Source organism: Amycolatopsis sp. YIM 10 (assembly GCF_009429145.1).
Taxonomy (GTDB): Bacteria; Actinomycetota; Actinomycetes; order Mycobacteriales; family Pseudonocardiaceae; genus Amycolatopsis.
This window is the reverse complement of the sequence record NZ_CP045480.1, coordinates 2635805-2662008: the sequence shown is the minus strand read 5'-3', so window position 1 is coordinate 2662008 and position 26204 is coordinate 2635805. Positions and strand designations below refer to the sequence as shown.

Annotated in this window: 20 protein-coding genes; 13 read left to right on the top strand and 7 right to left on the bottom strand. The window is 70.5% G+C overall.

Annotated features, from left to right (window positions below; translation table 11 throughout):
• The 5 genes from YIM_RS12910 to YIM_RS12890 are packed head-to-tail and all read left to right on the top strand — an operon-like array spanning position 1 to position 4899.
• Positions 1 to 561, top strand: coding sequence for a CGNR zinc finger domain-containing protein (locus YIM_RS12910; protein ID WP_153030582.1), 561 nt, complete (start codon positions 1 to 3; stop codon positions 559 to 561).
• 60 nt (positions 562 to 621) lie between these two features.
• Positions 622 to 1713 (top strand): polyprenyl synthetase family protein, encoded by a 1092-nt coding sequence (locus YIM_RS12905; RefSeq protein ID WP_153030581.1) that lies wholly within the window; start codon positions 622 to 624, stop codon positions 1711 to 1713.
• Entirely contained in the window at positions 1713 to 3170 is a 1458-nt protein-coding gene (crtI, locus tag YIM_RS12900) for a phytoene desaturase family protein (protein WP_153030580.1), read from the top strand. The genes YIM_RS12905 and crtI overlap by 1 nt, the downstream gene beginning before the upstream one ends.
• On the top strand, positions 3167 to 4117 hold the full coding sequence (locus YIM_RS12895) for a phytoene/squalene synthase family protein (protein WP_153030579.1): 951 nt from the start codon (positions 3167 to 3169) through the stop codon (positions 4115 to 4117). Before crtI ends, YIM_RS12895 begins: the two co-directional genes overlap by 4 nt.
• Positions 4114 to 4899, top strand: a complete 786-nt coding sequence (locus YIM_RS12890; protein WP_153030578.1) for an LLM class F420-dependent oxidoreductase — start codon at positions 4114 to 4116, stop codon at positions 4897 to 4899. Before YIM_RS12895 ends, YIM_RS12890 begins: the two co-directional genes overlap by 4 nt.
• Positions 4900 to 4974: 75 nt before the next feature.
• On the opposite strand, the gene YIM_RS12885 is transcribed toward YIM_RS12890, so the two are convergent.
• Positions 4975 to 6504 (bottom strand): sodium:solute symporter family protein, encoded by a 1530-nt coding sequence (locus YIM_RS12885; RefSeq protein ID WP_153030577.1) that lies wholly within the window; start codon positions 6502 to 6504, stop codon positions 4975 to 4977.
• A gap of 232 nt (positions 6505 to 6736) precedes the next feature.
• Positions 6737 to 7105, bottom strand: coding sequence for an Rv2175c family DNA-binding protein (locus tag YIM_RS12880; protein WP_153030576.1), 369 nt, complete (start codon positions 7103 to 7105; stop codon positions 6737 to 6739).
• Between the two features lie 122 nt (positions 7106 to 7227).
• On the opposite strand from YIM_RS12880, the gene YIM_RS12875 reads away from it, so the two are divergent.
• From YIM_RS12875 to YIM_RS12850, 6 genes are all read left to right on the top strand, one after another.
• Positions 7228 to 9318 (top strand): Stk1 family PASTA domain-containing Ser/Thr kinase, encoded by a 2091-nt coding sequence (locus YIM_RS12875; protein WP_153030575.1) that lies wholly within the window; start codon positions 7228 to 7230, stop codon positions 9316 to 9318.
• Positions 9315 to 9521 (top strand): hypothetical protein, encoded by a 207-nt coding sequence (locus YIM_RS12870; protein WP_113693268.1) that lies wholly within the window; start codon positions 9315 to 9317, stop codon positions 9519 to 9521. Before YIM_RS12875 ends, YIM_RS12870 begins: the two co-directional genes overlap by 4 nt.
• 29 nt (positions 9522 to 9550) lie before the next feature.
• Positions 9551 to 11047 (top strand): flotillin family protein, encoded by a 1497-nt coding sequence (locus YIM_RS12865; protein ID WP_194240138.1) that lies wholly within the window; start codon positions 9551 to 9553, stop codon positions 11045 to 11047.
• 146 nt (positions 11048 to 11193) lie between these two features.
• Positions 11194 to 12204 carry a sigma-70 family RNA polymerase sigma factor gene (locus YIM_RS12860; RefSeq protein ID WP_153030573.1) on the top strand — a complete coding sequence of 337 codons (1011 nt, stop codon included), beginning with the start codon at positions 11194 to 11196 and terminating at the stop codon, positions 12202 to 12204.
• 25 nt (positions 12205 to 12229) lie between these two features.
• Positions 12230 to 12802, top strand: coding sequence for a TIGR03086 family metal-binding protein (locus YIM_RS12855; protein ID WP_228004700.1), 573 nt, complete (start codon positions 12230 to 12232; stop codon positions 12800 to 12802).
• A gap of 256 nt (positions 12803 to 13058) precedes the next feature.
• A complete protein-coding gene (locus tag YIM_RS12850; protein WP_153030571.1) occupies positions 13059 to 14384 on the top strand; it encodes a wax ester/triacylglycerol synthase family O-acyltransferase in 1326 nt (441 codons plus the stop codon).
• 22 nt (positions 14385 to 14406) lie between these two features.
• Here YIM_RS12850 and YIM_RS12845 read toward each other — a convergent pair whose 3' ends face one another.
• Both YIM_RS12845 and YIM_RS12840 read right to left on the bottom strand, forming a co-directional pair.
• Positions 14407 to 15798, bottom strand: a complete 1392-nt coding sequence (locus tag YIM_RS12845; RefSeq protein WP_194240137.1) for a class II 3-deoxy-7-phosphoheptulonate synthase — start codon at positions 15796 to 15798, stop codon at positions 14407 to 14409.
• Positions 15799 to 15893: 95 nt separating this feature from the next.
• The gene (locus YIM_RS12840) at positions 15894 to 16781 is read right to left on the bottom strand and encodes a serine protease (RefSeq protein ID WP_153030570.1); all 888 of its coding nucleotides are present in this window, start codon (positions 16779 to 16781) and stop codon (positions 15894 to 15896) included.
• 265 nt (positions 16782 to 17046) lie between these two features.
• Between YIM_RS12840 and YIM_RS12835 the strand changes: the two genes are divergently transcribed.
• Positions 17047 to 17421: a hypothetical protein gene (locus YIM_RS12835; protein ID WP_153030569.1), complete on the top strand. Its 375-nt coding sequence runs from the start codon at positions 17047 to 17049 to the stop codon at positions 17419 to 17421.
• A gap of 15 nt (positions 17422 to 17436) precedes the next feature.
• Here YIM_RS12835 and YIM_RS12830 read toward each other — a convergent pair whose 3' ends face one another.
• A complete protein-coding gene (locus tag YIM_RS12830) occupies positions 17437 to 18339 on the bottom strand; it encodes a LysR family transcriptional regulator (RefSeq protein WP_153030568.1) in 903 nt (300 codons plus the stop codon).
• Positions 18340 to 18425: 86 nt separating this feature from the next.
• Between YIM_RS12830 and YIM_RS12825 the strand changes: the two genes are divergently transcribed.
• A complete protein-coding gene (locus tag YIM_RS12825; protein ID WP_228004989.1) occupies positions 18426 to 19478 on the top strand; it encodes an SDR family oxidoreductase in 1053 nt (350 codons plus the stop codon).
• 232 nt (positions 19479 to 19710) lie between these two features.
• Here the strand turns inward: YIM_RS12825 and YIM_RS12820 are convergent, their stop codons facing one another.
• On the bottom strand, positions 19711 to 21219 hold the full coding sequence (locus YIM_RS12820) for a glutamate synthase subunit beta (RefSeq protein WP_153030566.1): 1509 nt from the start codon (positions 21217 to 21219) through the stop codon (positions 19711 to 19713).
• A 65-nt stretch (positions 21220 to 21284) separates the two neighbouring features.
• On the bottom strand, positions 21285 to 25853 hold the full coding sequence (gene gltB / locus YIM_RS12815) for a glutamate synthase large subunit (protein WP_153030565.1): 4569 nt from the start codon (positions 25851 to 25853) through the stop codon (positions 21285 to 21287).
• Between the last annotated feature and the right edge of the window lie 351 nt (positions 25854 to 26204).

The window sequence follows — 26204 nt, the reverse complement described above, 5'->3', positions numbered from 1 at the left end:
ATGGCGGACAGCTGGCGCGGGTACGACCTCGCGGGCGGGCACATCGCGCTCGACCTGGTCAACACGGTGTCGTGGCGCGGCGACCCGCCACGACGGCTGGACCGGACGGAACTGCCCGGCTTCTTCGCGGACTGGCTGACGCGAACCGGCCTCGGTGTGCCCGAAGGCGACCTGAGCGCCGTCCTCCCCGAAGTGCGTGAGCTGCGAGAACTCGTCTACGACCTGCTCGCCGACGGGCAGCCCAAACAGACAGACCTCGATCGATTCGGCGACCTGCTCGCCTCCGCGCACACGCGCGCGAAGGCCGAACCATCCCTGCCGGTGCGCTGGTCGATACCGGTCGAGACGCCGGCGGACATCCTCCCGGCGCTGGTGCTGCTGACCGACGAACTGCTCCGCTCCCCCGACACCGCGCACATCCGCCAGTGCGCGGGCCGCGGGTGTGCGTGGCTGTTCATCGACAGCACCCGCAACCACTCCCGCCGGTGGTGCCGGGCGGAGGACTGCGGCAACCGGGAACGCGCGCGGCGGCACTACCGCCGAACGCGCGAACCCGTTTGATTCACCACATCTGGCCACCCCGGCTGGGCATCCATCCGGGTGAACACGGACGATGTAGGCATGAGCGAGCCGGGCTTCGACGCCGATTTCCCCGCACACGTCGAGCGCGCGCTCGCGAAGTTCCTGCACGAAGCGGGTGACCCGATCCGCGAGATCGAACCGAGCACCGGTCCCGGCGTGGACGCGCTGAGCGAGTTCGTGCTCGGCGGCGGCAAGCGGTTGCGGCCGACCTTCGCCTGGTGGGGCTGGCGCGGCGCGGGCGGCGACCCGGCCGGGCCGGACGCCGAGGGTGTGCTCCAGGCCGTCTCCAGCCTCGAACTGGTGCAGGCCTGCGCGCTGATCCACGACGACCTGATGGACTCCTCCGACTCGCGGCGCGGCTCGCCGACGGTGCACGTGGCCTTCGCGAAGCGCCACGCCGATCACGGCTGGCTCGGTTCGGCGGCGAGCTTCGGCCAGGCGGCGGCCGTGCTGCTCGGTGACCTGGCGCTGGCCTGGGCCGACGACATGTTCGCCGGCGCGCCCCTGCCCGCCACCACGCTGGCCGCCGCCCGTCCGGCGTGGCGCGCGATGCGTACCGAGGTGCTCGCCGGGCAATACCTGGACGTGCACACCCAGGCCACCGGCGACGCCTCCCCCGAGGCCGCGCTGCGCATCGACCGGCTGAAGACGGCCGCCTACACCGTGCAACGCCCGCTGCACCTCGGCGCCGCGCTGGCCGGCGCGGACGACCGGCTGATCGGCACCCTGCTCTCGTTCGGCCGCGATCTCGGTGTCGCCTTCCAGCTGCGCGACGACCTGCTCGGCGTGTTCGGCGACCCGTCGGTCACCGGCAAGCCCGCCGGGGACGACCTGCGGGAGGGCAAGCGGACGCTGCTGCTCGCGCTCGGCATGGAACTGGCCGACGCGCAGGGCCGCCGTGCCGACGCGGCCGTCATCGCGGAAGCGGTCGGCGACAAGGACCTCACCGAGGACGCGGTGACCGTGGTGCGCGAGGCGCTGACCGGCGTCGGCGCGGTCGCCGCGGTCGAACGCCGCATCGACGACCTCACCGCCGCGGCGCTCGATTCGCTCGACGCCGCCGAACTCGCCGAACCGGCCACCACCCGGCTGCGGGAGCTGGCGATCCAAGCCACGCAGAGGAAGTACTAGTGACGGACCACGTCGTGGTGGTCGGCGCCGGCCTCGCCGGGCTGTCGGCCGCGTTGCACCTGCTCGGTTCCGGCCGTGAGGTCACCCTCGTCGAACAGGGCGAGCGCCCCGGTGGGCGCGCCGGCCAGTCCGCGCTCGACGGCTACCGGTTCGACACCGGCGCCAGTGTGCTCACCATGCCGGAGCTGGTCGACGAGGCGCTCGCCGCGGTCGGTGAGTCCATTTCGGACCGATTGCGGCTGGTCCGGCTGGATCCGGCCTACCGCGCGCACTTCGCCGACGGCAGCACGCTCGCACTGCGCACCGGGGCCGAGGCGATGGAAGCCGAGATCCGCGACTTCGCCGGACCGCGTGAAGCCGCCGGTTACCGGCGCCTGCGCGGCTGGCTGACCGACCTGTACGCGGTGCAGAAGGACCACTTCATCGGCGCGAACTTCGATTCGCCGCTCGACCTGGTCCGCCCGGAGCTGGCGAAACTGGCCGCGCTCGGCGGGTTCGGCAGGCTCGGCCCGCGTGTCGCCAGGTACCTGTCCGACGAGCGCGTGCGACGGCTGTTCTCCTTCCAGGCGCTCTACGCCGGGCTGGACCCGATGCGCGCGATCGGCGCCTACGGGGTCATCTCCTACATGGACACCGTCGGCGGCGTGTACTACCCCGTCGGCGGCATCGGCAAGGTCGCCGAGGCGATGGCCGACGCGGCCGAAAAGGCCGGTGCCGAGCTGAAGTTCGCCACGCACGCGGCCTGGCTGGAGCGCCGGGGGTCCCATGTGGACGCCGTGCGGACCAGCACCGGCGAGCGGATCCCGTGTGACGCGGTGGTGGTGGCCACCGAGCTGACCGGGGCGTACCAGCTGCTCGGCGCCCACCCCGGACGCACGCTGCCGCTGCGGTACTCACCGTCGGCGGTGGTGCTGCACGGGCACACCGGCCGGTCGTGGCCGGAGCTGGACCACCACACCATCTTCTTCGGTGACGCCTGGGACCGGACCTTCACCGAGATCATTCGCGAAGGCGCGCTGATGAGCGATCCGTCGCTGCTGGTCACCCGCCCGACCGCGACCGACCCCTCGCTCGCCCCGGCCGGGCGCGAGGTGGTCTCGGTGCTGGCACCCGCGCCGAACCTGCGGGCCGGGCGGATCGACTGGGACCGCGTCGGCCCGGCCTATCGCGAGGAACTGGTGCGCACACTGGAAAACCGCGGCCTGACCGGCTTCGGCGACGAGTACCAGCTGGTCGACACGGTGACCCCGGCCGACTGGGCCGATCGCGGCTTCGGCGCCGGTACGCCGTTCTCGCTGGCGCACACGTTCGCCCAAACCGGACCGTTCCGGCCGCGGAACGTGTTGCGGGGCATCGAAAACGCCGCACTCGCCGGGTGCGGGACCACTCCGGGGGTCGGCATCCCGCCGGTGTTGATCTCCGGAAAGCTCGCGGCGGCAAGGATCCTGGCCGCATGAGCGCCGAACTGGACGCGGCGGGCATCCACGGCGACCAGCTGCGCGCCGCCTACACCGACGCCCGCCGGATCAACGCGCACTACGGCCGCACCTTCTTCCTGGCGACCAGGCTGCTCCCGGCCAGGGCACGCCCGTTCGCCCACGCTTTGTACGGGTTCGCCCGTGCGGTCGACGAAGTGGTCGACAATCCCGCGCCCGGCACCGACCCGGCCGCCGGACTGGACGCGGTGGCCGCGCAGCTGGACGACGTCTTCTCCGGTGAGAGCACCGAATTCCCCGCACTGGCGGACACCGTGCGCCGGTTCGACCTGGAGCGGTCTTTGTTCGACGCCTTCCTGCGGTCGATGCGCATGGACCTCACCGTCACCGAATACGAGACCTACGCCGATCTCGCCGTGTACACCTGGGGATCGGCCTCGGTGATCGGGCTGCAGATGCTGCCGGTGTTCGGCACGGTGAGCGGGCGCGCGGAGGCCGAGCCGAGCGCCGCCGCACTCGGGGAAGCCTTCCAGCTGACCAATTTCCTGCGCGACGTCGGCGAGGACCTCGACCGCGGCCGGGTGTACCTGCCGCGCGCCGAGCTGGCCGCGTTCGGAGTGGACCGAGCGCTGCTGGAGTCCTGCCGCCGTCGCCAGGTCACCGACGCCCGTGTCCGGCGCGCGCTGGCCGCGGCGGTGGCACGCAACCGCGCGGTCTACCGGCGCGCACGACGCGGCGTTCCCTTGCTGCGCAAGGAATCCCGGCCGTGCGTGGCCACCGCGCTGACGCTGTACGAAGGCATCCTGGACGAGATCGTCGCGGCTGATTACGACGTGCTCAACCGCCGAGTCGTGGTGCCGAAGCGGCGGCGGCTCGCGGTGGCCGGGCCGAGCCTGCTGCGCGTGCAGGGGCTGGAGTTGCTCCAGCGGGCGAAAACCCGCTCCGCAGCGCTAGTGTCGAAGACATGACGACACCCAACCGGCCGATCCGGGTCGGAGTCCAGATCCAGCCCCAGCACGCCGACTACGCCACCATCCGCCGGGCCGCCTCCGAGGCGGAGGACCTCGGCGTCGACATCGCCTTCAACTGGGACCACTTCTTCCCGCTCTACGGGGAACCCGAAGGCAAGCACTACGAGTGCTGGACCATGCTCGGCGCCTGGGCCGAATCCACCTCGCGGGTGGAGATCGGCGCGCTGGTCACCTGCAACAGCTACCGCAACCCCGAACTGCTCGCCGACATGGCGCGCACGGTGGACAACATCAGCGACGGCAGGCTGATCCTGGGAATCGGCTCCGGCTGGTTCGAGAAGGACTACAACGAGTACGGCTACGAGTTCGGCACCGCCGGTGGCAGGCTGAACGACCTCGGCGACGCGCTGCCGCGCATCGAGGCCCGGCTCGGCAAGCTGAACCCGCAGCCCGTCCGCAAGATCCCGGTGCTGATCGGCGGTGGCGGCGAGAAGAAGACGCTGCGCCTGGTCGCCAAGCACGCCGACATCTGGCACGGCTTCGGCGACCCGGAGGTGGTCGAGCGCAAGGTGCGCATCCTCGACCAGCACTGCGCCGACGTCGGCCGCGACCCCGGTGAGATCGAGCGCTCGGTCGCGGTCGAGTCCGAGCCGAGCGAACTGGGCCCGAAGCTGCTCGAGCGCGGCGTCTCCCTGTTCACCGTCGGCGTCAACGGCCCCGACTACGACTTCTCCCTGCTGCGGCAGTGGGTCGAGTGGCGGGACAAGACCAACGGCTGAGCTGTGACGGTGCCGTGAATGTGGCTTTCCCGGCGGTCGGGAAACCCGCGGTGAAAGCCACATTCACGGCACGAACTACTTCGCCGCGACCCTGGCCGGTTCGTCCGGTTCGCCGGGCTTGGCGGCCGGGGCGTCGGTGGACAGCGAATCGATCAGCTGGTCGCGGTCACCGGTGCGCTGCGAGAACACCAGCCCGATCACCAGGAACAGCACCAGCGAGGTGAGCAGCGGGTAGGCCACCAGTGCCTCCTTCGGGATCTTCACCCCGTTCTGCTGCGAGATGTACAGGCTCGCCCACACCACCAGACCGGACAGCGTCGAGGTGAGCGCGGCCACCGGGCCCATCCGCCGGAACCACGGCAGCAGGCCGAGCATCAACGGCACCGCGATCGGGCCCATCGTGGCGGCGACCAGGTCGACCACCACCTTGAGCACCCCGCCGTTGGTATCCAGTGACAACGCGATCGCCATGCTGAACCCGATGAACACGAACGTGGTGATCCGCGCCAGTTTCAGCTGCGCGTCCGCGCTCATCCGTTTCGCGCCCTTCCACAGCCTTGGCAACATGTCCCGGGTGATCACCGCCGAGATCACGTTGGCGTCCGAGGACACCATCGCCATGGTGTGCGAGAAGAACCCCGCGAGCACCAGCCCGATCATGCCGACCGGCAGCATCACCTTGCCCAGCTCGATGTAGGCGTCCCCGGCGTTGGTCAGGTCCGGCACGATCAGCGGCGCGGCCCACATCGGGAAGAACAGCACCAGCGGCCAGACCAGCCACAGGAAGCTGGACAGCATCGCCGACTTGCGCGCCGCCGCTCCGTCCGGCGCGGCCATGTAGCGCTGCGCCAGGTTCCACATGCCGCCGTTGTACTCCAGCGTCTTGATCACGAACAGCGCCAGGAAGAACGTCGAGGTGTACTCGCCGTTGAGCGGCTGGCTCCGGTCGGCGGGCAGCTGGTCCCAGATCTCCCAGAGGAACTGGATGCCGCCGAAGTGCGCGGCCACCGCCACGAACATCACGATGCCTGCCGCGGCCTGGATGATGAACTGGCCGAAGTCGGTGAGCGCGTCGGCCCACAGCCCGCCCATCACCGAGTAGATCATCGTCACCACGCCGACCAGCAGGATGCCGACCTCGATCGGCACCCCGGCGAACCCGCGCAGCAGGATCGCCACCGCGGACCACTTCGCCGCGATGTCGACCACCTTGAGCACCGCGCCGGACCACGCCATCACCTGCTGGGTCGGCACGTTGTAGCGCCGGGCCAGGTACTCCAGCGGTGAGGCCACGCCGTGCTTGGCGCGCAACCGGTTCCAGCGCGCGGCGAACAGCCAGCTGCCGATCCCGACCCCGACGCCGATGGTCAGCGCCCACCAGACGTACACGGTCAGCCCGAGCCGGTACGCCTCGCTGGCGAAGGCCACGAACATGACGGCGCTGTAGCCCGACATGTGGTGCGAGATCCCGGACAGCCACCACGGCATCCGGCCGCCGGCGGTGAAGAAGTCGACCACGTTCCGGATGCGGTTCTTCGACCACAGGCCGATCGCCACCATCACGAAGAAGTAAGCGCCGACCACTATCCAGTCCAGCGTCTCCATCGCACCTCCCTGAAGTTCACCCGCGCGAGTTGTGTGACGTACGTCTTACGAGCCGATTTCGGTCGTTGGAAGTCTCGGCTGCGAAGTGAATCACACTTGTGACTTACTTTCACGTACGTGAACACTTTCCAGGCGTGCGGAAGCGCAGGTGGGACGGGTGCGACTGGAAATCACCCGTTCGGCCGCGCGGCCGAACGGGGAGTGAACAGCGGGCTGGTGCCCAGCGCCGGCGCTAGAAGGCCATCGCCTGGGCGCGGCGCTTGACCTCGGTGCCGTGGCTGGTGCGCAGAGCGTTGATCGGCGTGGTGCCGGGCAGGGTCTCGTCCTCGGCGAACAGCCAGCGGAGCATCTCCGTGCGCCCGAAACCGGCGTCCGCGAGCACGGTGATGGTGCCGCCGAGTCCCTTCACGATCGAGCTCCCGACCAGGAAGACTTCCGGAACCATCAGCTCGCCGGAGCGCCGCACGGCGATCAGCTGACCGTCCCTGAGCAGCTGCCGGACCTTGTTGGCCGACTGACCGAGCGCGGTGGCCACTTCCCCGATCGGAAGCACGGCCACATCGGCGTCGAGCACGTCATCAGCGACAGGAATCGCACTCACACGGACACTGTGCCACAGCCCGCGCCCAGGCACCGATGGCGTAACGAAACCTCAACAAGGTCAACCATCACCCGGTAGGGCACGTCCCACGGTGCATGGTCACATCCGTACGATCGTCAACCGTGACACGCACGGAAGCCAGCCTGGTCGGCACGCTGCTCGACCGGCGGTACCGGGTCGACCGGCTGCTCGCCCGCGGTGGCATGTCCTCGGTCTACCGCGGGGTGGACACCCGGCTGGACCGGGCGGTCGCGATCAAGGTCATGGACCCGCGGTTCGCCGACGACCGCTCCTTCGTCGACCGCTTCGAGCGCGAGGCCCGCTCGGCGGCCAAGCTGCACCACCAGAACGTGGTCGCCGTGCACGACCAGGGCCTGGACACCTCGGCCGAGGTCGGCCGCGCCTTCCTGGTGATGGAGCTGGTCGACGGCGGCACGCTGCGCGAGGTGCTCACCGAGCAGGGCCCGCTGGACATCGCGCTGGCGCTGTCGGTGGCCGAGCCGGTGCTCTCCGCGCTCGCCGCCGCCCATCGCGCCGGGCTGGTGCACCGCGACGTCAAGCCGGAGAACGTGCTCATCGGCCGCGGTGGCCAGCTGGGCGCCGGCGTGGTGAAGGTGGGCGACTTCGGCCTGGTCCGCGCGGTCGCCAGCGCGGGAACCACCAGCTCCAGCGTCATTCTCGGCACGGTCGCCTACCTCTCCCCCGAGCAGGTCACGGTCGGGGCGGCGAGCGTGCGCGGCGACGTGTACTCCGCGGGCATCCTGATCTACGAGATGCTCACCGGGCAGACCCCGTACACCGGCGACACGGCGATTTCGGTGGCCTACCGCCACGTGAACGACGACGTGCCCGCGCCGAGCCGACTGCGGGCCGGGATCCCGCCCGCACTGGACCAGCTCGTGCTGCGCGCGACCCGCCGCGATCCCGAAGCCCGCCCGGCCGACGCGGGTGCCTTCCTCGACGAACTCCTGCGCGTGCGCGCCGAGCTGGGCATCCAGCCGGTGCCGGTACCGGTGCCGCCGCCACCGGACCTGGACTCCGAGTCCGATGTGGAGAAGACCACGCCGCACCTGGCGGCCATCGCCGCGGCGCCGACCGCCCCGGCCGTGCCCGCGGTGCAGCCCGACCCGCAGCCCACCGTGCAGCACGCCCCCGCGCGCCACGCCGCGCAGCCCGGCCAGCAGGCGCCGCCCGCCCGGCACGCGACGAAGATGTACGACCGGCCGATGGCCCCGCCACCGGGCGCGTCCCAGCCACCGCCCTCGCCCCCGGCCGGCAATCCGGCGGCCGGGTACGAGGAGCAGCCGCCGCCGCGCAACCGCAAGCGGATGTACCTCGTGCTGGGCCTGGTCGTGCTGCTGATCGGCGGCACGATCGGCGCGGCCACCTGGTGGTACTCCGGCGGCCGGTACGCGCAGGTGCCGAAGCTGGCGGGCATGTCGCAGGCCGAGGCGGGCGACCTGCTGCGCGCCGCGCAGCTGAACCCGGCCTACACCAAGGAACTGCACAACACCGTGCCCGCGGGCACGGTGATCAGGACCGATCCCGACGCGGGCGCCGAGGTGCTGCTCGACGAGCAGGTGTCGGTGGTCGTCTCCGAGGGCCAGCCGGTGGTGCCCGACATCAAGCCGGGCGCGGACCCGGCCACCGCGGAGCAGTCGATCCGGTTGGTCAAGCTCGAACCGCGGCTGGACTCGACACTGGACGACTACAGCCCGACCGTGCCGAAGGGCTCGGTGGTCAAGGTGCAGCCGAACCCGGGCAGCAAGGCCAACATCGGCGACCCGGTCCTGATCGGGCTGTCCAAGGGCCCGCCGCCGCTGCCGGTGCCGGACGTGACCGGCAAGAGCAAGGACGAGGCGTTCCGGGCGCTGACCGAAGCCGGGTTCCAGCCGTTCGAAGCCGGTGAGGAGTTCGTGCAGAACGTGCCGGCAGGCAAGGTCAGCAAGACCAGCCCGGCCGGTGGCACCACGGTGACCGGCGGCGACAAGCGCGTCGGGGTGTTCATCTCCAGCGCCGTGCAGGTGCCGAACGTGGTGGGCCGCTCGCCGAAGGAAGCCGCGAAGATCCTGCGCGAGGCCGGGCTCGACCCGGACTTCAAGCGCGGCAGGGACGACGAGAACAACGACTTCAACCTGGTGCTGGAGACCGATCCACCGGCGGGCACCCCGGTCGGCAAGGGGACCAAGATCAAGATCAGGACGTTCCTGTGATCGGCAGCCGCGGCCGGGTCACCGGCACCATCGGCCCCGGTCTGATCGGCGAGGTGCTGCTGAGCGTGCGCGGTGGCACGGAGGCGTTCTACGCCTATCCGGCCGACGGTGAAGAACGATTCGAAAACGGAACCCAAGTACTGGTGGTGGACTTCGAGGCACCGCGTACGGTCTACGTCCAGCGCTGGCAGCCACTCGTCTGACCAGCCACTTCTACTGGGGAGTAACTGACGTGGATCCGTTGATCCTCGCCGGCGTGGTCGTCGGTGCCATCATCGTGCTGTTTGTCCTGCTGCGCATGCTGTACAAGGTCGCCGAGCCCAACGAGGCGCTGATCATCTCCGGGTGGGGCGTGCGCGTGCAGCGCTCGGAAACCGCGGACAGCCTCGGGTTCAAGATCATCACCGGCAAGGGGGTGCTGGTGATCCCCGGCTTCCAGACCGCCCGGCGGCTGTCGCTGGACACCAGGGGCGCCAATCTCCAGGTCTCCTGCGTGACCAAGCAGGGCCTGCCGGTGACCGTGCGCGCGGTGGTGATCTACAAGGTCGGCGACGACTTCGCCTCGATCGCCAACGCCGCGCGCCGGTTCCTCGACCAGCAGGACGGCATGAACAACACCATTCACGAGCTGTTCGCCGGGCACCTGCGCTCGATCGTCGGCGGGCTGACCATCGAGGAGATGATCCACAACCGGGACGCGCTCACCGGCGAGATCCGCAGCTCGTCGGCGAACGAGATGATCAAGCTCGGGCTGGTCGTCGACTCGCTGCAGATCCAGGAGATCGACGACGAGTCGGGTTACATCCTGAACCTGGGCAAGCCGCACGCGGCCGCGGTCGCCGCCTCCGCCCGTATCGCCGAGGCGCAGCGCGACCAGGAAGCCACCGAGGCCGAGCAGATCGCCGCCGCGCAGAAGGCGGGCGCGATCCGCGAAAGCGAGATCAAGCAGGCCGGGTTCCAGGCCGAGGTGGACCAGGCGCGGGCGAAGGCCGGTCAGTCCGGTCCACTGGCCGAGGCGACCGCGCGCCAGGAGGTCGTGGTCCAGGAGACCAGGGCGGCGGAGCTGGAGGCCGATCTGGCCGAGCAGCGACTGCAGTCCGAGGTGCGCAAGCCCGCCGACGCGCGCGCGTACGACACCAGGACCTCCGCGGACGCCGAGCGCGACGCGGCGATCGCCAAGGCGCAGGCCGAGGCGAAGGAGACCGAGCTGCGCGCCGCGGCCGACGCGACCAAGGTGAAGACCGCCGCCGAGGCCGAGGCGCAGGCGACCAGGGCCCGTGGTGAGGCCAGTGCCGCCGCGACCAAGGCCACCGGTGACGCCCAGGCGCACGCGGCGAAGGCGCAGGGCCTGGCCGAGGCCGAAGCCGCCAGGGCGAAGGGCCTCGCCGACGCCGAGGCGGCCAAGGCGAAGGGCCTCGCCGAGGCGGACGCGATCAAGGCGCGGGCCGCGGCGCTGGCGGAGAACCAGGAAGCCGTGGTGGCGCAGCAACTGGCCGAGCGCTGGCCGGAGATCGTCGAAGCCGGGGCGAAGGCCTTCGGCAGCGTCGACCACATGGTGGTGCTCAACGGCGCCGACGGGGTGTCCGACATGTTCAGCAAGGCGCTCTCGCTCGGCGGCACCGGACTCGGCCTGGCCCGCCAGCTGATGGAGGCGATGGGCCAGACCAGCAAGCCGGCCGAGCCCGAGACGAACGGCTCGGTCGTGCCCACCACGACCGACCTCCGTTAGCCGACGCTGAACCACCCGCGGACGAGACGCGTATTTCCCGAAGACCGATGAGTTCGCCGCCCGGCCCCGGTCAGTACCGGTGACGGTGCCGTTCCGGCGCCGGGCGGCCTACAGTCGGCGAAGGCGGGAGGAAGGTCGTGGTCACGATGACGGAGACGGTGAGCCCCGGGGTGGAGGGCGACTTCCTCACCCAGGCCGATCCGTACCGGCGCGAGCTGATGGCGCACTGCTACCGGATGCTCGGCTCGGTGCACGACGCCGAGGACCTGGTGCAGGAGACCTATCTCCGCGCCTGGCGTGCCTACGACCGCTTCGAGGGCCGCTCCTCGCTGCGCACCTGGCTCTACCGCATCGCCACCAGCGCCTGCCTGACCGCGCTGGAGAGCCGCGGCAGGCGTCCGATGCCCACCGGCCTCGGCGCACCCGGTTGCGAGCCGGAGGACGACCTCCAGGAGCGGCACGAGGTGCCGTGGCTGGAGCCGGTGCCCGACGCGCTCACCGGGGCCGACGGCGCCGACCCCGCCGCGATCGTCACCTCGCGCGAGAGCATCCGGCTCGCGCTGGTCGCCGCGCTGCAGCACCTGCCCGCCCGCCAGCGCGCCGTGTTGATCCTGCGTGACGTGCTGAAGTGGCGCGCCGCCGAGGTCGCCGAGCTGATGGACATCTCCACCGCGGCGGTGAACAGCATCCTGCAGCGCGCCCGCGCCCAGCTGGAGAAGATCGCGCCGACCGAGAACGAGGTGACCGAGCCGTCGGCCGCCGGCCAGCGCGAGCTGCTCGACAAGTTCGTCACCGCCTTCGAGGCCAAGGACATCCCGGCGATCATCTCGCTGTTCACCGAGGACGCGGTCTGGGAGATGCCGCCGTTCGCCGGCTGGTACCTCGGTGCCGAGCGGATCGCCCGCCACCTGGCCACCCGCTGCCCCTGCCGTCCCGGCCACACCCGCCTGCTGCCCACCTGGGCCAACGGGCAGCCCGCGTTCGGCACCTACCTGCGCGACGGCGACGGCGAGCGCTTCCGCGCGTTCAACCTTCAGGTGCTCACCGTCGGCCCGGCGGGCATCACGCACGTGGCGAACTTCGTGGACGCGAACCTGTTCGCGGTGTTCGACCTGCCGGAGTCGCTGCCCGCGGACTACCCCGCCGCCACCGGCTGAGCGCGGGGGCCGGGCCGTGATGCCGATGCCGCCACCGCCCGGCGCGCTCGCCGGCGGGGCCGACCTGCTGGAGCGGGCGGTCAGCTACGCGCTGGGCTGCCTGCGGCTGGTCACCGCCGGGGCGATGGCGAACGCCACCCCGTGCCGGGACTGGGATCTGCGCGCCCTGCTGGCGCATCTGGACGACGCGCTCACCGCGCTGGCCGAAGCCGCCGAGTCCGGCCGCGTCGGTCTCGACCCGGTGCCGCCGGTACCGGGTGATCCGGCGACGGCCGTGCGGGCGCGGGCCGGCGAACTGCTCGGGGCGCTGGCCGGGGAACCGCACGCCGGGCTGGTGTCGGTGGCCGGGGCGCCGATGACCGCGGCCGTCATCGCCGGGGCGGGTGCGCTGGAGGTGGCGGTGCACGGCTGGGACGTCGCGCGCGCCTGTGGGCACGACCGTCCACTCCCGCCCGCACTCGCCGCGGAAATGCTCGAGCTTTCCGCACTGTTCGTCACCGCCGCCGACCGTCCGGAGCGATTCGCCGCACCGATCGAACTAACCCGCGAGGCTGCACCCGGTGACCGCCTGCTCGCATTTCTCGGCCGGAGAGCTTGATCACACTCGCCTGGGCTAGTCAGCCGAGATTAGTTACCTGGCAACGGTTTCACCCCGTTTAGGGCAAAAGGCGGCTGCATCCGGCCCGGGATCGGCGGGAAACTCGACACCGACGAATGCGCGGAAGATCAATTCTCCTCCTTCCGAGTGAACGAGAGGATGCGTTATCCCCGTGGAAACACCCCGACCATTCACCTGACACGTCGCCCTGGTGAACTGGTCGCTGATTCCCCCACTATTCGCGGAGGTCTGATCGATGCTCGACGGGCAGCTCAGCGGACTCGACGTGGCCTTCCTCTGCCTGGAGGGCGAACGCACCCCGATGCACATGGGCGCGGTGGTCACCTTCGACGGGCCGGTCGACACCGACCGGCTGGCCCTGCTGCTCGCCGCTCGCGCGGCGCGGATTCCCAAGCTGCGCAAGCACATTCGCCCGACGCTGCTGCCGCCGGGTGGCGCGGTCTGGGCCGAGGACCCCGGCTTCGACCCGGCCGGGCACATTCACGTGCACCACGTTTCTTCGTTGTACGAACCAGAACCGCTCGCCGCGTTCGCTTCACTGTGGATCGCCGAGCCGCTCGACATGGACCGCCCGCTGTGGGACCTGTCCCTGGTGACCGGACTGCCCGGCGGCCGGTTCGCGGTCCTGCTCAAGCTGCACCACGCGCTCACCGACGGCGCGGGCGCCTTCGCCATCGGCTCGGGGCTGCTGGACGAACTGCCCGGCGCCCGCGCGATCCGCGCGACCACCGCGAAAACCGTCCGGTCCAAGCCCGCGCGCAGCACGCTGAGCCTGCTGAAGGACGGTTTCTCCAGCGCGTTCGCCCAGGCCGCGGAAGGCGCGTCGATCGCGTCCTCGGTGCTCCGCGCCGCGCGGCCGTACCCGACCTCGCCGATCTCCGCGCCGAACGCGGACGAACGCAGCCTCGGCTTCGTCCGGCTGGACCTGGCCGACCTGCGGCGGGTGCGCAAGGCACACGGCGGCACCACCAACGACGTGGTGCTGGCGATCGTCGCCGGGGCGCTGCGCAGCTGGCTGGTCAACCGCGGTCAGCGCGCGGACGACCGCACCCTGCGCGCGCTGATCCCGGTGAGCGTGCGCGCGCGGCAGCAGGGCAACACCGACGGCAACCAGCTCTCCGGTTACCTGTGCGACCTGCCGGTCGGCCTGGACGACCCGGTGGCCAGGCTGCACGCGGTGCGCCGGTCGATGGAGCACGCCAAGGCCAAGGGCACCGCCACCGGTCCCGGCGCCTTCCCGATCCTGGCCAACCGGCTGCCCGCCCCGGTGCACCGCCTGGCCACCAGGGCGGCCGGGCGGGTCGCGCCTCTGCTGTTCGACACGGTGGTGACCAACGTGCCGATGCCGGGCCTGCCCCTGACCCTGGACGGCGCACGGCTGCGTGAGATCTACCCGCTGGTACCGCTGCCGCCGAACCAGGCGCTCGGCATCGCGGTCTCGATCTACCGCGATGCCGTGCACATCGGCCTGCAGGCCAACGGCGAGGCCGTGGCCGACCTTGGCTCCCTGCGAGACGCCTTCGACAAGTCAGCCGCGAAGCTGGTCGGCACCTGCCCCTGAGCCCGGGTGCGCCCCGACCAGGTCAGGAACGCAGCATCTCCGCGACCAGGAACGCCAGTTCCAGCGACTGCTGCGTGTTCAGCCGCGGGTCGCAGGCGGTCTCGTAACGGCCGGCCAGGTCGATGTCGGAGATGTCCTGCGCGCCGCCGAGGCATTCGGTGACGTCTTCGCCGGTCAGCTCGATGTGGATGCCGCCGGGGTAGCTGCCCAGCATGCGGTGCACCTCGAAGAAGCCCTGCACCTCGTCCACGATCCGGTCGAAGTGCCGGGTCTTGTAGCCGGTGGACGCCTCGTGGGTGTTGCCGTGCATCGGGTCGCACTGCCAGATGACCTTGTGCCCGGAGGCTTCGACCTTCTCCACGATCGCGGGCAGCACCTCGCGCACCTTGCCGTTGCCCATGCGCGCGATCAGCGTGAGCCGTCCCGGTTCGTTGCGCGGGTCGAGCCGCCGCACGTACTCCACCGCCTGCTCGGGCGTGGTGGTCGGGCCGATCTTCAGCCCGATCGGGTTGTGCAGCAGCTCGGCGAAGGCGATGTGCGCGCCGTCCAGCTGCCGCGTCCGCTCGCCGATCCAGAGGAAGTGCGACGACAGGTTGTACAGCTTGGGGTTGTCCGCGTCGGCGTTGTCCAGCCGCAGCAGCGAGCGCTCGTAGTCCAGCAGCAGCGCCTCGTGGCTGGCGAAGATCTCGGTGGTGTGCAGTGAGGTGTCGGTGACCCCGCAGGCCGACATGAACCGCAGGCCGCGGTCGATCTCGCTGGCCAGCGCCTCGTACCGCTCACCGGCCGGTGAGGTGCGCACGAAGTCGCGGTTCCAGTCGTGCAGCTGCGCCAGGTCGGCCATGCCCGCCGCGGTCAGCGCGCGCACCAGGTTCATCGCGGCACCGGCGTTGGCGTAGGCGCGGATCATCCGGCCAGGGTCGGGCACGCGCAGCTCCGGCTTGGCCACCAGCGAGTTGACGATGTCGCCGCGGTAGACCGGCAGGCCCAGCGAGTCGGTCGACGCCGAGCGCGGCTTGGCGTACTGCCCGGCGATCCGGCCGACCTTGACCACCGGCAGGCTGGCGCCGTAGGTCAGCACCACCGCCATCTGCAGCAGGGTGCGCAGGTTGGCCCGGATGTGCGGCTCGGTGTTGGACTCGAAGGTCTCCGCGCAGTCGCCGCCCTGGAGCAGGAACGCCTCGCCGTTGGCGACCATGGCCAGCCGCTGGTGCAGCCGGTCGATCTCGGCGGGCACGGTGATCGGCGGAACGCTTTCCAGCACCCCGCGCACCCGGCGGGTCAGGCCCTGGTCCGGCCAGTCGGGTTGCTGCGCCGCCGGGCGGGCCAGCGCCTCGTCGAGCCTGGCCCGCAGTTCGGGCGGCAGCGGCGGGAGTTCAGGGAGCGTGTCTACGGGAACGTCCACTGTCCAGTTCACGGGTCAAGAATATGCGGTGACCCTCGTCTCCCGGGCGGCGGGACGGCAGTCCCATGCACTGAACACCCACTGTCGGTTCATCCTTCACCCACGCGTCATGCGGCCTGCGCTTCGTTGTAGAGCGCCTGGGCCTCGGCACCGAAGTACGGGCCGAACATGAAGCCGGGCAGGAAGACGTAACCGAAGCTGTTCACCGAAGCCTGCACCCCGCGGCCGGTCTGCTCGTCGAACTGCAGGAACCACGGTCCGCCACTGGAACCACCGGTCATGCCGCAGCTCATCCCGTGGTCCTGGGTGAGCAGGAAGTCGGTGAACGTGCCGCCGCTGCAGTGGATCAGCGTGGTGCCGTCGTAGGGATCGGCGGCCGGGTAACCGAAGGTGTACATGTTCTGGTTGCGCGGCTGGTTGAACGCGATGCCCTGCGAGCCGACCACGTCGGTCAGCGACTGCCCGCCGACCTGGTCGACCACGGCCGCGCCGACGTCGTAGTTGATGTCCTCACTGGCTTCCCACTGGGGCGTGGTCAGCGTGCTGGTGGCGGGCCATTCGCCGTACGGCGCGTTGCCGTTGTCGTAGGCGGGCACGAAGACCCAGTTGGTGTGGAAGGCGCCCTGGTACTTCACGCAGTGGCCGGCGGTGATCACCGTGCTCTTGTTGGCACTGGTCACCGCGTCCCCGCTGCACGAGGCGTTCTGGCCGCCCATGGTGAAGAAGACCCGGCCCGCGGTCTTGACCACGTCGCCACCGCCGGTCCACGGCGCGCCGGTGGTCGGGAAGGCGGCCGGAACGACCTCCGGCAGGCCCGCGAGCACCTCACCGGCGCTCGCCCGCGGCGCGGTGAGCAGCCGCTCGATCGGCACCGCCGCGCGCATCTTCTCCGGGGTCCAGTAGTCGGCCGCGGTCTGCGCCTGGCCGACGGCGGGTGCGGTCAGCAGCGCGCCGAGCGCCAGTCCGATCGCGGTCAGTACCGATGCTCGCCTCATCGCGCCACCTCTTCGTCCGCAGGATGGTCGATCGCCGACCGAACCCATTGACCGTAATCAGGCGACTACGCAGCGGCAATAGACCATTTGCCCAGGTCAAAGCGAAAATCGTGGACCGAATGCCGGGCCGGATGGGCCGTTCGAACCAGTAATTCCGGGACGCGGAAAGCACCGCGGTTTCAGTCGTCGATGAAAGAAGCTCCGGGTTGCTCCGATCGCCGTAATCTCTGCCGCGCAGTCATTGATCAACAAGGGGAGGAACCCGATGAACACCATTCTCCGGCCCGCTCGACTGGCCGGTCTGGCCGCTGTTGGCGCCGTGCTGGCGACCGTGGTCACGGGCACGGTGGCCTCGGCCGCGGAGCCGGTGGCCGCCGCGCCCGCCACCGTGGAGTGCGGGCAGTACTGGGACGCGGACTTCAACACCAACGGGGTGAACATCCGCAGCGGCCCGGGCACCGGGTACGCCGTGGTGGGCGCGGGTTACGTCGGCGACAAGATCGACATCTGCACCTCGACCAGCGGCACGTTCGTCGACTGCGGTGGCGGGCGCCGGTCGGACTGGTGGGACGAGATCATCAACCGGCGCACCGGGGTGCGCGGTTTCATCTCCCAGTGCTTCGTCAACTACGAGCGCTGACGCCCGTCCGGACCCTCATGGCGAACTCGCCTTCGCCATGAGGGTTTTCGCTTCGGCGAGCAGTTCGGTGAAGGCGGCGGAAACCGGGTCCGGGACACCGCGCGTGTAGACGGTCAGTTCCCGGCGCACCGGCGGATCGAGCCGGAGCACGCGGCCGCCGAACCCGTCGGGCAGCACGTTCGACGGCACCAGCGCGGGACCGAGCCCGGCGGCGGCGAGCAGGGGCGCCACCGCGGTCTGGGCGGTGCTGATCGCCGCGCGCGGGGAGAATCCCGCCGCCGCGCACGCCTGGTCGAGCACTTCGGCGAGCCCGTTCTCCGGTGCGTAGTGCACCCAGCCGCGGTCGGCGAAATCCGCCAGCCGCACCGGTTTCCCCGGGTCGGCGGGGTCGGCGGGGTCTTCTTCGGGGAGCACGAGCACGAACTCCTCCTCCCCCAGCGTGCGCACCGGCCCGTCCCAGTCCACCGGACGCGGCCCCACGGCGAGATCGGCCTGCCCGGCCAGCATCGCTTCGCGGAGTTCCCCGGTGTGCCGGTGCTCGGCCAACGTGATCGCGACGCCGGGATGACGGCGGTTCCACTCCCGCAACACCGGCGGCAGCACCCCGAGACTCACCGAGAACACCGTGGCCACGCGCAGCTCCGCCACCTCCAGTCCGGCCGCCTGCTTGGCGGCGCAGACCGCCCGTTCGGCGTCGGCGAGCGCGGCCCTGGCGTGCGGCAGCATGGCGCGGCCCATCGCGGTCAACCGGATCGCGCGCGGCAGCCGTTCCAGCAGCACACCGCCCGCGTCCTGTTCCAGCGCGCGGATCTGGTGGGACAGCGCGGGCTGGGTGACGTGCAGCCGTTCGGCGGCCCTGGTGAAGGACCCCTCGTCCACCACAGCGACCAGGTATTCGAACCGGCGCAGTGTGCTCATGAGCAGATCTTATCGTTCTCATGCAGAACAAGAGTTGGACTAATGTTTCACGGGAGCCGAACATTGACTCCATGAGCAACGGTTCCATGAACAACAAGGTCGCGCTGGTCGTGGGCGCACACGGAGTCATCGGCAGCAATCTCGTGGACCACCTCGCCGCACTCGGCGACTGGACGGTCATCGGCCTGTCCCGGCGTGGCGGCGAGCCGTCCCCGAACGTCCGTCACCTGGCCGTGGACCTGCTCGACGCCGACGACTCCCGCGAGAAGCTCGGCGGACTCACCGACGTGACGCACGTTTTCTACGCGGCGTACCAGGATCGCCCGACCTGGGCCGAACTGGTGCCGCCGAACCTGGCGATGCTGGTGAACGTGGTCGACGCGATCGAGCCGGTCGCCACCGGGTTGCGCCACATCAGCCTGATGCAGGGCTACAAGGTCTACGGCGCGCACCTGGGCCCGTTCAAGACCCCGGCTCGTGAAGACGATGCCGGGCACCTGCCGCCGGAGTTCAATGTGGACCAGCAGGAGTTCCTGGAACGCCGTCAGGAGGGGAAATCCTGGACCTGGTCGGCGATCCGGCCCGCGGTGGTCGGCGGCACCGCGCTGGGCAACCCGATGAACCTGGCCGTGTCGATCGCGGTGTACGCCACCATCTCGAAGGAACTCGGCCTGCCGCTGCGGTTCCCGGGAAAGCCGGGCGCCTACGACAAGCTGTTGGAGATGACCGACGCCGGACTGCTCGCCCGCGCCACCGTCTGGGCGGCCACCGACGAGCGGGGCGCGAACCAGGCGTTCAACATCAACAACGGGGACCTGTTCCGGTGGAGCGATCTCTGGCCGAAGATCGCGCGGTACTTCGGCATGGAGACCGCTCCCCCGCTGCCCATGTCACTGGACGTGGTGATGGCGGACAAGGAGCCGCTGTGGGACCGGATCGTGACCGAGCACAACTTGGAAAGCACTCCGTACCAACGGGTTTCGGCGTGGCCGTTCATGGATTTTGTGCTGTCGTGGGACTACGACATGTTCGCCGACGGGACGAAGGCCCGCCGGTTCGGCTTCCACGAATTCGTCGACACGGAGGAGATGATGTGGCGCCTGTTCGACGAACTGCGCAAGCGCCACATCATCCCGTGACCGGTTACACCCCGAACGCCGCCGGGTAGCGGATCGTGCCCGCCGGGTCGGGCTCGCGGTGTCGAGCGACAGCGCCATCAGCGCCTCGTCCGGCACCTCGAACGAAGCACGAAGGTGTGGGGACTCCGCGCCTTCGAACCGAGCCGAACGGCGTCGGCCAGGCGGTCACGTCCTTCGAAAACGACTCAGGGGGCCGGACACCACGTCCGGCCCCCTGACGACACCAGCTCAGTCAGACCACGGCGAGCGGCAACGCGGTCGGGTGCACCGGGGCGGGCAGGTCCGAGGCCCCGGTGAGGTAGGCGTCCACCGCGTTCGCCACCGAGCGGCCTTCAGCGATCGCCCACACCACCAGCGAAGCGCCGCGATGCGCGTCACCGCAGACAAAAACGCCCGGCGCGGAGGTCTGCCAGTCGGCACCGCACGACAGGGTGCCGCGCTTGGTCAGCGACAGGCCCAGCCCGTCGAGCAGCGCCATGTGCTCGACGCCCTCGAAGCCGATCGCCAGCAGCACCAGGTCCGCGGGCAGCTCCTGGACCTCGTCGCTGGTCGGCACCACCTCGCGCCGCCCGGTCGCCGGGTCCTTGGTGACCTTCACCTGCTGCAGCTCGATCGCGCGCACGTTGCCGTCCTCGTCGCCGACGAAGCGCTTGACCGCCACCGCGAACTTGCGCTCGCCCGCCTCCTCGTGCGCCGGGTAGGTGCGCAGGATGTACGGCCAGGTCGGCCACGGCGACCTGTCATCGTCCCTTGTGGACGGTGGCTCGGGGTACTGGTCCAGCTGGGTCACCGAAAGCGCGCCCTGGCGGGTCGCGGTGCCGTAGCAGTCGGCCCCGGTGTCACCGCCGCCGATGATCACCACGTGCTTGCCGTGCGCGTCGATCTCTGGCGGGCCGTCACCCTCGACGTACCGGTTGGCCGGCACCAGGTGCTCCATCGCCAGGTGCACGCCGCCCAGTTCGCGGCCGGGGGTCTCCCGGTCGTCACGGCCGCGCAGCGCGCCGACCGCGAGCACCACCGCGTCGAACCGCTCGTTCAGCTCGTCCACGGTCAGGTCCACGCCGACCTCGCAGCCGGTGACGAACTTCGTGCCCTCCTTGCGGAGCTGCGCGAGGCGCCGGTCCAGGACCTTCTTCTCCATCTTGAACTCGGGAATGCCGTACCGCAGCAGCCCGCCGAGCCGGTCGTCCCGCTCGAACACGGTGACCTCGTGCCCGGCCCTGGTCAGCTGCTGCGCGGCGGCCAGCCCGGCCGGACCGGAGCCGACCACGGCCACCCGCTGCCCCGAGGACACCGCCGAGACCTGCGGCTGCACGTACCCGGCTTCCCAGGACTGGTCGGCGATGGTCTGCTCGACCCGCTTGATCGTCACCGGACCACCGGACATCGGCGAAATCGAGAGCACGCAACCGGCTTCGCACGGCGCCGGGCACAACTTCCCGGTGAACTCGGGGAAGTTGTTGGTGGCGTGCAGCCGATCGCTGGCCGCTTCCCAGTCGCCCCGGCGCACCAGGTCGTTCCACTCCGGGATCAGGTTGCCCAGCGGGCAGCCCGCGGTACCGGAGTGGCAGAACGGGATGCCGCAGTCCATGCAGCGCGTGGCCTGCGTGCGGACCTGCTCGTTGCGCTCGGCCGGGGTGATGGCCTCGTAGACCTCACGCCAGTCGCCGAGGCGCTCGTCCACCGGGCGCTTCTTCGCTTCGGCGCGCTGGTGCTTCATGAAACCGTTGGGGTCAGCCACGAGCCGCCTCCTTGTTCTGCGGGGCACCCGCACCCGGTCGGCACTCGTGGTGCGCTTCGCGATTGTCAGCCACGAGCCGCCTCCATGATCGCCTCGTCGACATCGCGGCCCGCGGCCTTCGCCGCCTTCGCCGCGTCCAGAACCCGCTTGTAGTCCCGCGGCATCACCTTGGTGAACGCGGCCGAGCGGCGGGTCCAGTCGCCCAGCAGGGACGCGGCCACCACCGACCGGGTCAGGTCGTGGTGCCGCCGCACGATTTCCTTGAGCCAGGCCAGATCCTCCCCGGCCGGGGTGCTCAGCTCCACCATCGCCTCGTTGACCTGACCGCGGTCGAGGTCGAGCACGTAGGCCACGCCGCCGGACATGCCGGCCGCCAGGTTCCGCCCGGTCGGGCCGAGCACCACCGCGCGGCCGCCGGTCATGTACTCGAAGGCGTGGTCACCGACGCCCTCGGACACCACCAGCGCACCGGAGTTGCGCACGCAGAACCGCTCACCGACCTGACCACGCAGGAAGATCTCCCCGCTGGTGGCGCCGTAGCCGATGGTGTTGCCCGCGATCACCTGGCGCTCGGCGGCGAAGGTCGCCGCCGGATCGGGGCGCACCACGATCCGGCCGCCGGACAGGCCCTTGCCAACGTAGTCGTTGGCGTCGCCGACCATTTCCAGCGTGATGCCCGAAGGCAGGAAGGCGCCCAGCGACTGCCCGGCCGAACCGGTCAGCCGCACGTGAATGGTGTCGTCCGGCAGGCCCTGACCGCCGTAGCGCCGGGTGATCTCCGAGCCGAGCAGCGTGCCGACGGTCCGGTTCACGTTGCGCACCGGCAGTTCCAGCCGCACCGGGTGCGCGTCCTCCAGCGCCGCCTCGGCCAGCTGGATCAGCGTGCGGTCGAGCGCGAACTCGAGCCCGTGGTCCTGCTCGCGCACCTTGCGCTTCGAACCGCCGTACGGGGTGTGCGACGGCATCTCGAACACCGGCCCGAGGTCGAGCCCCTGTGCCTTCCAGTGCTCGAGCGCCTCGTCGGTGTCCAGCACGTCGGACCGCCCGATCGCCTCGTCCAGCGTGCGGAAACCCAGCTGCGCCAAGGTTTCCCGCACTTCCTGGGCGACGAACCGGAAGTAGTTCACCACGTGCTCGGCCTGGCCGGTGTAGCGCTTGCGCAGGTCCGGGTTCTGCGTGGCCACGCCGACCGGGCAGGTGTCCAGATGGCACACCCGCATCATCACGCAACCGGCCACGATCAGCGGCGCGGTGGCGAAGCCGTACTCCTCGGCGCCGAGCAGCGCCGCGACCACCACGTCCCGCCCGGTCTTCAGCGCACCGTCCACCTGCACGGTGATCCGGTCGCGCAAACCGTTGAGCAGCAAGGTCTGCTGGGTCTCGGCGAGGCCGATCTCCCACGGCGTGCCCGCATGCTTGAGCGAGTTCATCGGCGAGGCACCGGTGCCGCCGTCGTGCCCCGAGATCAGCACCACGTCGGCGTGCGCCTTGGACACCCCGGCCGCGACCGTGCCGACGCCGAGCGAGCTGACCAGCTTCACGTGGATGCGGGCCCGCTCGTTGGCGTTCTTCAGGTCGTGGATCAGCTGGGCGAGGTCCTCGATGGAGTAGATGTCGTGGTGCGGCGGCGGCGAGATCAGCCCGACCCCCGGCGTGGAGTGCCGGGTCCGCGCGATCCACGGGTACACCTTGTTCGGCGGCAGCTGCCCGCCCTCACCCGGCTTCGCGCCCTGCGCCATCTTGATCTGGATGTCGTCCGCGTTGACCAGGTATTCGCTGGTGACGCCGAACCGTCCACTCGCGACCTGCTTGATCGCGCTGCGGCGCTCGGGGTCGTACAGCCGTTCCGGGTCCTCGCCGCCCTCACCGGTGTTCGACCGGCCGCCGATCCGGTTCATCGCGATGGCCAGCGTCTGGTGCGCCTCCATCGAGATCGAGCCGTAGGACATCGCCCCGGTGTTGAACCGGCGGCAGATCGACTCGATCGACTCGACCTCGTCGATCGGCACCGGCTGCCTGCCCTCGGTCTGGAAGGCGAACATGCCGCGCAGCGCACCGCCCTCGCGGTTGAGGCGCTCGACCTCGGCGGAGTAGGCGCGGTACACCTCCTCACGCCCGGTCTTGCTGGCGTGCTGCAGCAGGAACACCGTCTCCGGGGTGAACAGGTGCAGTTCGCCCTCGCGCCGGTAGGCGTACTCGCCACCGGTGTCCAGGCGGCGGTGCACCCGGTCGGTGGGGTTGTCCGGGTAGGCGCGGCGGTGGCGCATGGCCACCTCCTCGGCGAGCACGTCGAGGCCGACCCCGCCCAGCTTCGAGCTGGTGCCGGTGAAGTACTCGTCGAGCAGGTCCTGCGCCAGGCCGAAGGACTCGAAGACCTGGGCCGCGGTGTAGGCGCCCACGGTGGAGATGCCCATTTTGGACATGATCTTCAGCACGCCCTTGACCAGGGCCTGCACGTAGTTGCGAATGGCCACGGCCGGCTCGATGCCGGTGATCGCGCCCTGGCCGATCAGGTCCTCGATGGTCTCGAAGGCCAGGTACGGGTTGACCGCGGCGGCGCCGTAGCCGAGCAGCAGCGCGACGTGGTGCACCTCGCGCGCGTCCCCGCTCTCCACCACCAGCGCCACGCGCAGGCGTTCCTTGGTGCGCACCAGGTGGTGGTGCACCGCGGAGACCAGCAGCAGCGACGGGATCGGCGCCATCCGGTGGTCGGAGTCGCGGTCGGAGAGCACCAGCGTGCGCGCCCCGGCGGCGATCGCCTCGGAGGCCTCGCGGCGCACCCGCTCCACCGCCTCGGCCAGCGCCGTCGCTCCACCGTCCACTTCGTACAGTCCGGAGAGGACGGTGCAGGCGAAGCCGGGCAGGTCGCCGTCGTCGTTGATGTGGATGAGCTTGGCCAGCTCGTCGTTGTCGATCACCGGGTAGGGCAGCTGCACGTGACGACAGGAGGCGGGACCGGGCTCGAGCAGGTTCTGCTCCGGGCCCATGATCCGCGCCATCGAGGTGACCAGCTCCTCGCGAATGGCGTCCAGCGGCGGATTGGTCACCTGCGCGAAGTTCTGCTTGAAGTAGTCGTAGAGCAGCCGCGAACGCTGGGACAGCACGGCGGGCGGGGTGTCGGTGCCCATCGAGCCGATCGGCTCGGCCCCGTTGATGCCCATCGGGGTGAGCAGGATCTTCAGCTCCTCCTCGGTGTAACCGAAGGAGAGCTGGCGCCGCAGCACCGAGTCGTGGCTCTGCACGATGTGGTCGCGGTCGGGCAGGTCGGCGATCTGCAGCAGCCCGGCGTGCAGCCAGTCCTCGTACGGCAGTTCCTCGGCGAGCGCGGTCTTGACCTCGCGGTCGTCCACGATCCGGCCGGCCGCGGTGTCCACCAGGAACATCCGGCCCGGCTTCAGCCTGCCCTTGGCGACCACGTCCTCCGGCGCCACGTCCAGCACGCCCGCCTCGCTGGCCAGCACCACGCGGTCGTCGGCGGTGCGCCACCAGCGCGCCGGGCGCAGGCCGTTGCGGTCGAGCACCGCGCCGACCAGCGTGCCGTCGGTGAAGGTGACACAGGCCGGGCCGTCCCACGGCTCCATCAGGCTGGCGTGGAACTGGTAGAACGCGCGGCGCTTGGCGTCCATCGTGGCGTGGTTCTCCCACGCCTCCGGGATCATCATCAGCACCGCGTGCGGCAGGCTGCGCCCGCCGAGGTGCAGCAGTTCCAGCACCTCGTCGAAGGAGGCGGAGTCCGAGGCGTCGGCCGAGCAGACCGGGTACAGCCTGGACAGGTCACCGGGCAGCAGGTCCGACTCGAGCAGCGCCTCCCTGGCGCGCATGCGGTTGCGGTTGCCGCGGATGGTGTTGATCTCGCCGTTGTGCGCGACGAACCGGAACGGGTGCGCCAGCGGCCACGACGGGAAGGTGTTGGTGGAGAACCGGCTGTGCACCACCGCGATCGCACTGGCCAGCCGCTCGTCGGTGAGGTCGCTGAAGAAGGCGGGCAGCTGCTCGGTGGTGAGCATTCCCTTGTAGACCAGCGTGCGCGCGGACAGCGACGGGAAGTAGGTGCCGCAACCGGCCACTTCGGTCTCGTGCTCGGCGCGCTTGCGCAGGCAGAAGGCCAGCCGGTCGAGTTCGAGCCCGCTCGGGGTGTGCCCGTCGGTGGCCGGCTTGCCCGCCACCAGCAGCATGGCGAAGTGCGGCATCACCGAGCGCGCGGTCGGGCCGACCTCGGCGGTGTCCGGGGTGATCGGCACGTCGCGCCAGCCGAGCACCACCAGGCTCTCCTCGTCGGCGATGCGCTCGATCAGCTCGACCGCCTTGAGCCTGCGGTCCTCCTCGACCGGCAGGAAGGCGATGCCGGCGGCGTAGGAATGCCCGTGCTCACCCGGTTCCGGCAGCTCGAAGTCCACTTCGGCCCGGAGCAGCTCGTCCGGGAGCTGGAGCAGGATGCCCGCGCCGTCCCCGCTGGTCGGCTCGGCGCCCGCGGCGCCACGGTGTTCCAGGTTGGCCAGCGCGGTCAGGCCGTCGGTGACGATGCCGTGCGAGCGGCGCCCGCGGATGTCGGCCACCATGGCGACTCCGCAGGAATCCTGCTCGGTGGTGGGGTCGTACAGACCACTGGGACCGGGATTGGCGGAGAAGATCATCAAGGGACCTCCCTCGTCGTTCGTGCTCAGTTCGGGAAAAATCCCTGGTTATCGCTGCGCACGGGACGACGATGGCCCGTTCGTTGACGCGACCTTAACACCCCGGAAACCCTGGGGCACCCGTCGAAGGCGTGTTTCCGGTCATTCGACCGTAACGATCCGGGCGGCCAGAACGACATCGTTCCTGATGGGATCCGGTTAGTTGGGCCCGCAAACTACGGCTCGGCGCAGATGTGCCAGTTTAGCCCGCCTGGCCGCGTCCGGCAGCTCCAACCGCCCGCCTGATTTGTCCGCGATCGGTCACCGCCGCCCCGACCTGGGCGTACGCGGCGGCAGTGAACCCAGCCGGGT

Excerpts from the sequence above, each read along its gene's own strand:
- YIM_RS12860 (WP_153030573.1), top strand. The coding sequence starts at position 11,194 with ATGACGGAGACGGTGAGCCCCGGGGTGGAGGGCGACTTCCTCACCCAG.
- YIM_RS12840 (WP_153030570.1), bottom strand. The coding sequence starts at position 16,781 with ATGAGGCGAGCATCGGTACTGACCGCGATCGGACTGGCGCTCGGCGCG.
- YIM_RS12830 (WP_153030568.1), bottom strand. The coding sequence starts at position 18,339 with ATGAGCACACTGCGCCGGTTCGAATACCTGGTCGCTGTGGTGGACGAG.
- YIM_RS12885 (WP_153030577.1), bottom strand. The coding sequence starts at position 6,504 with ATGGAGACGCTGGACTGGATAGTGGTCGGCGCTTACTTCTTCGTGATG.
- YIM_RS12895 (WP_153030579.1), top strand. The coding sequence starts at position 3,167 with ATGAGCGCCGAACTGGACGCGGCGGGCATCCACGGCGACCAGCTGCGC.
- YIM_RS12905 (WP_153030581.1), top strand. The coding sequence starts at position 622 with ATGAGCGAGCCGGGCTTCGACGCCGATTTCCCCGCACACGTCGAGCGC.
- YIM_RS12890 (WP_153030578.1), top strand. The coding sequence starts at position 4,114 with ATGACGACACCCAACCGGCCGATCCGGGTCGGAGTCCAGATCCAGCCC.
- YIM_RS12910 (WP_153030582.1), top strand. The coding sequence starts at position 1 with ATGGCGGACAGCTGGCGCGGGTACGACCTCGCGGGCGGGCACATCGCG.
- YIM_RS12855 (WP_228004700.1), top strand. The coding sequence starts at position 12,230 with ATGCCGCCACCGCCCGGCGCGCTCGCCGGCGGGGCCGACCTGCTGGAG.
- YIM_RS12850 (WP_153030571.1), top strand. The coding sequence starts at position 13,059 with ATGCTCGACGGGCAGCTCAGCGGACTCGACGTGGCCTTCCTCTGCCTG.
- gltB (WP_153030565.1), bottom strand. The coding sequence starts at position 25,853 with ATGATCTTCTCCGCCAATCCCGGTCCCAGTGGTCTGTACGACCCCACC.
- YIM_RS12825 (WP_228004989.1), top strand. The coding sequence starts at position 18,426 with ATGAACAACAAGGTCGCGCTGGTCGTGGGCGCACACGGAGTCATCGGC.
- YIM_RS12835 (WP_153030569.1), top strand. The coding sequence starts at position 17,047 with ATGAACACCATTCTCCGGCCCGCTCGACTGGCCGGTCTGGCCGCTGTT.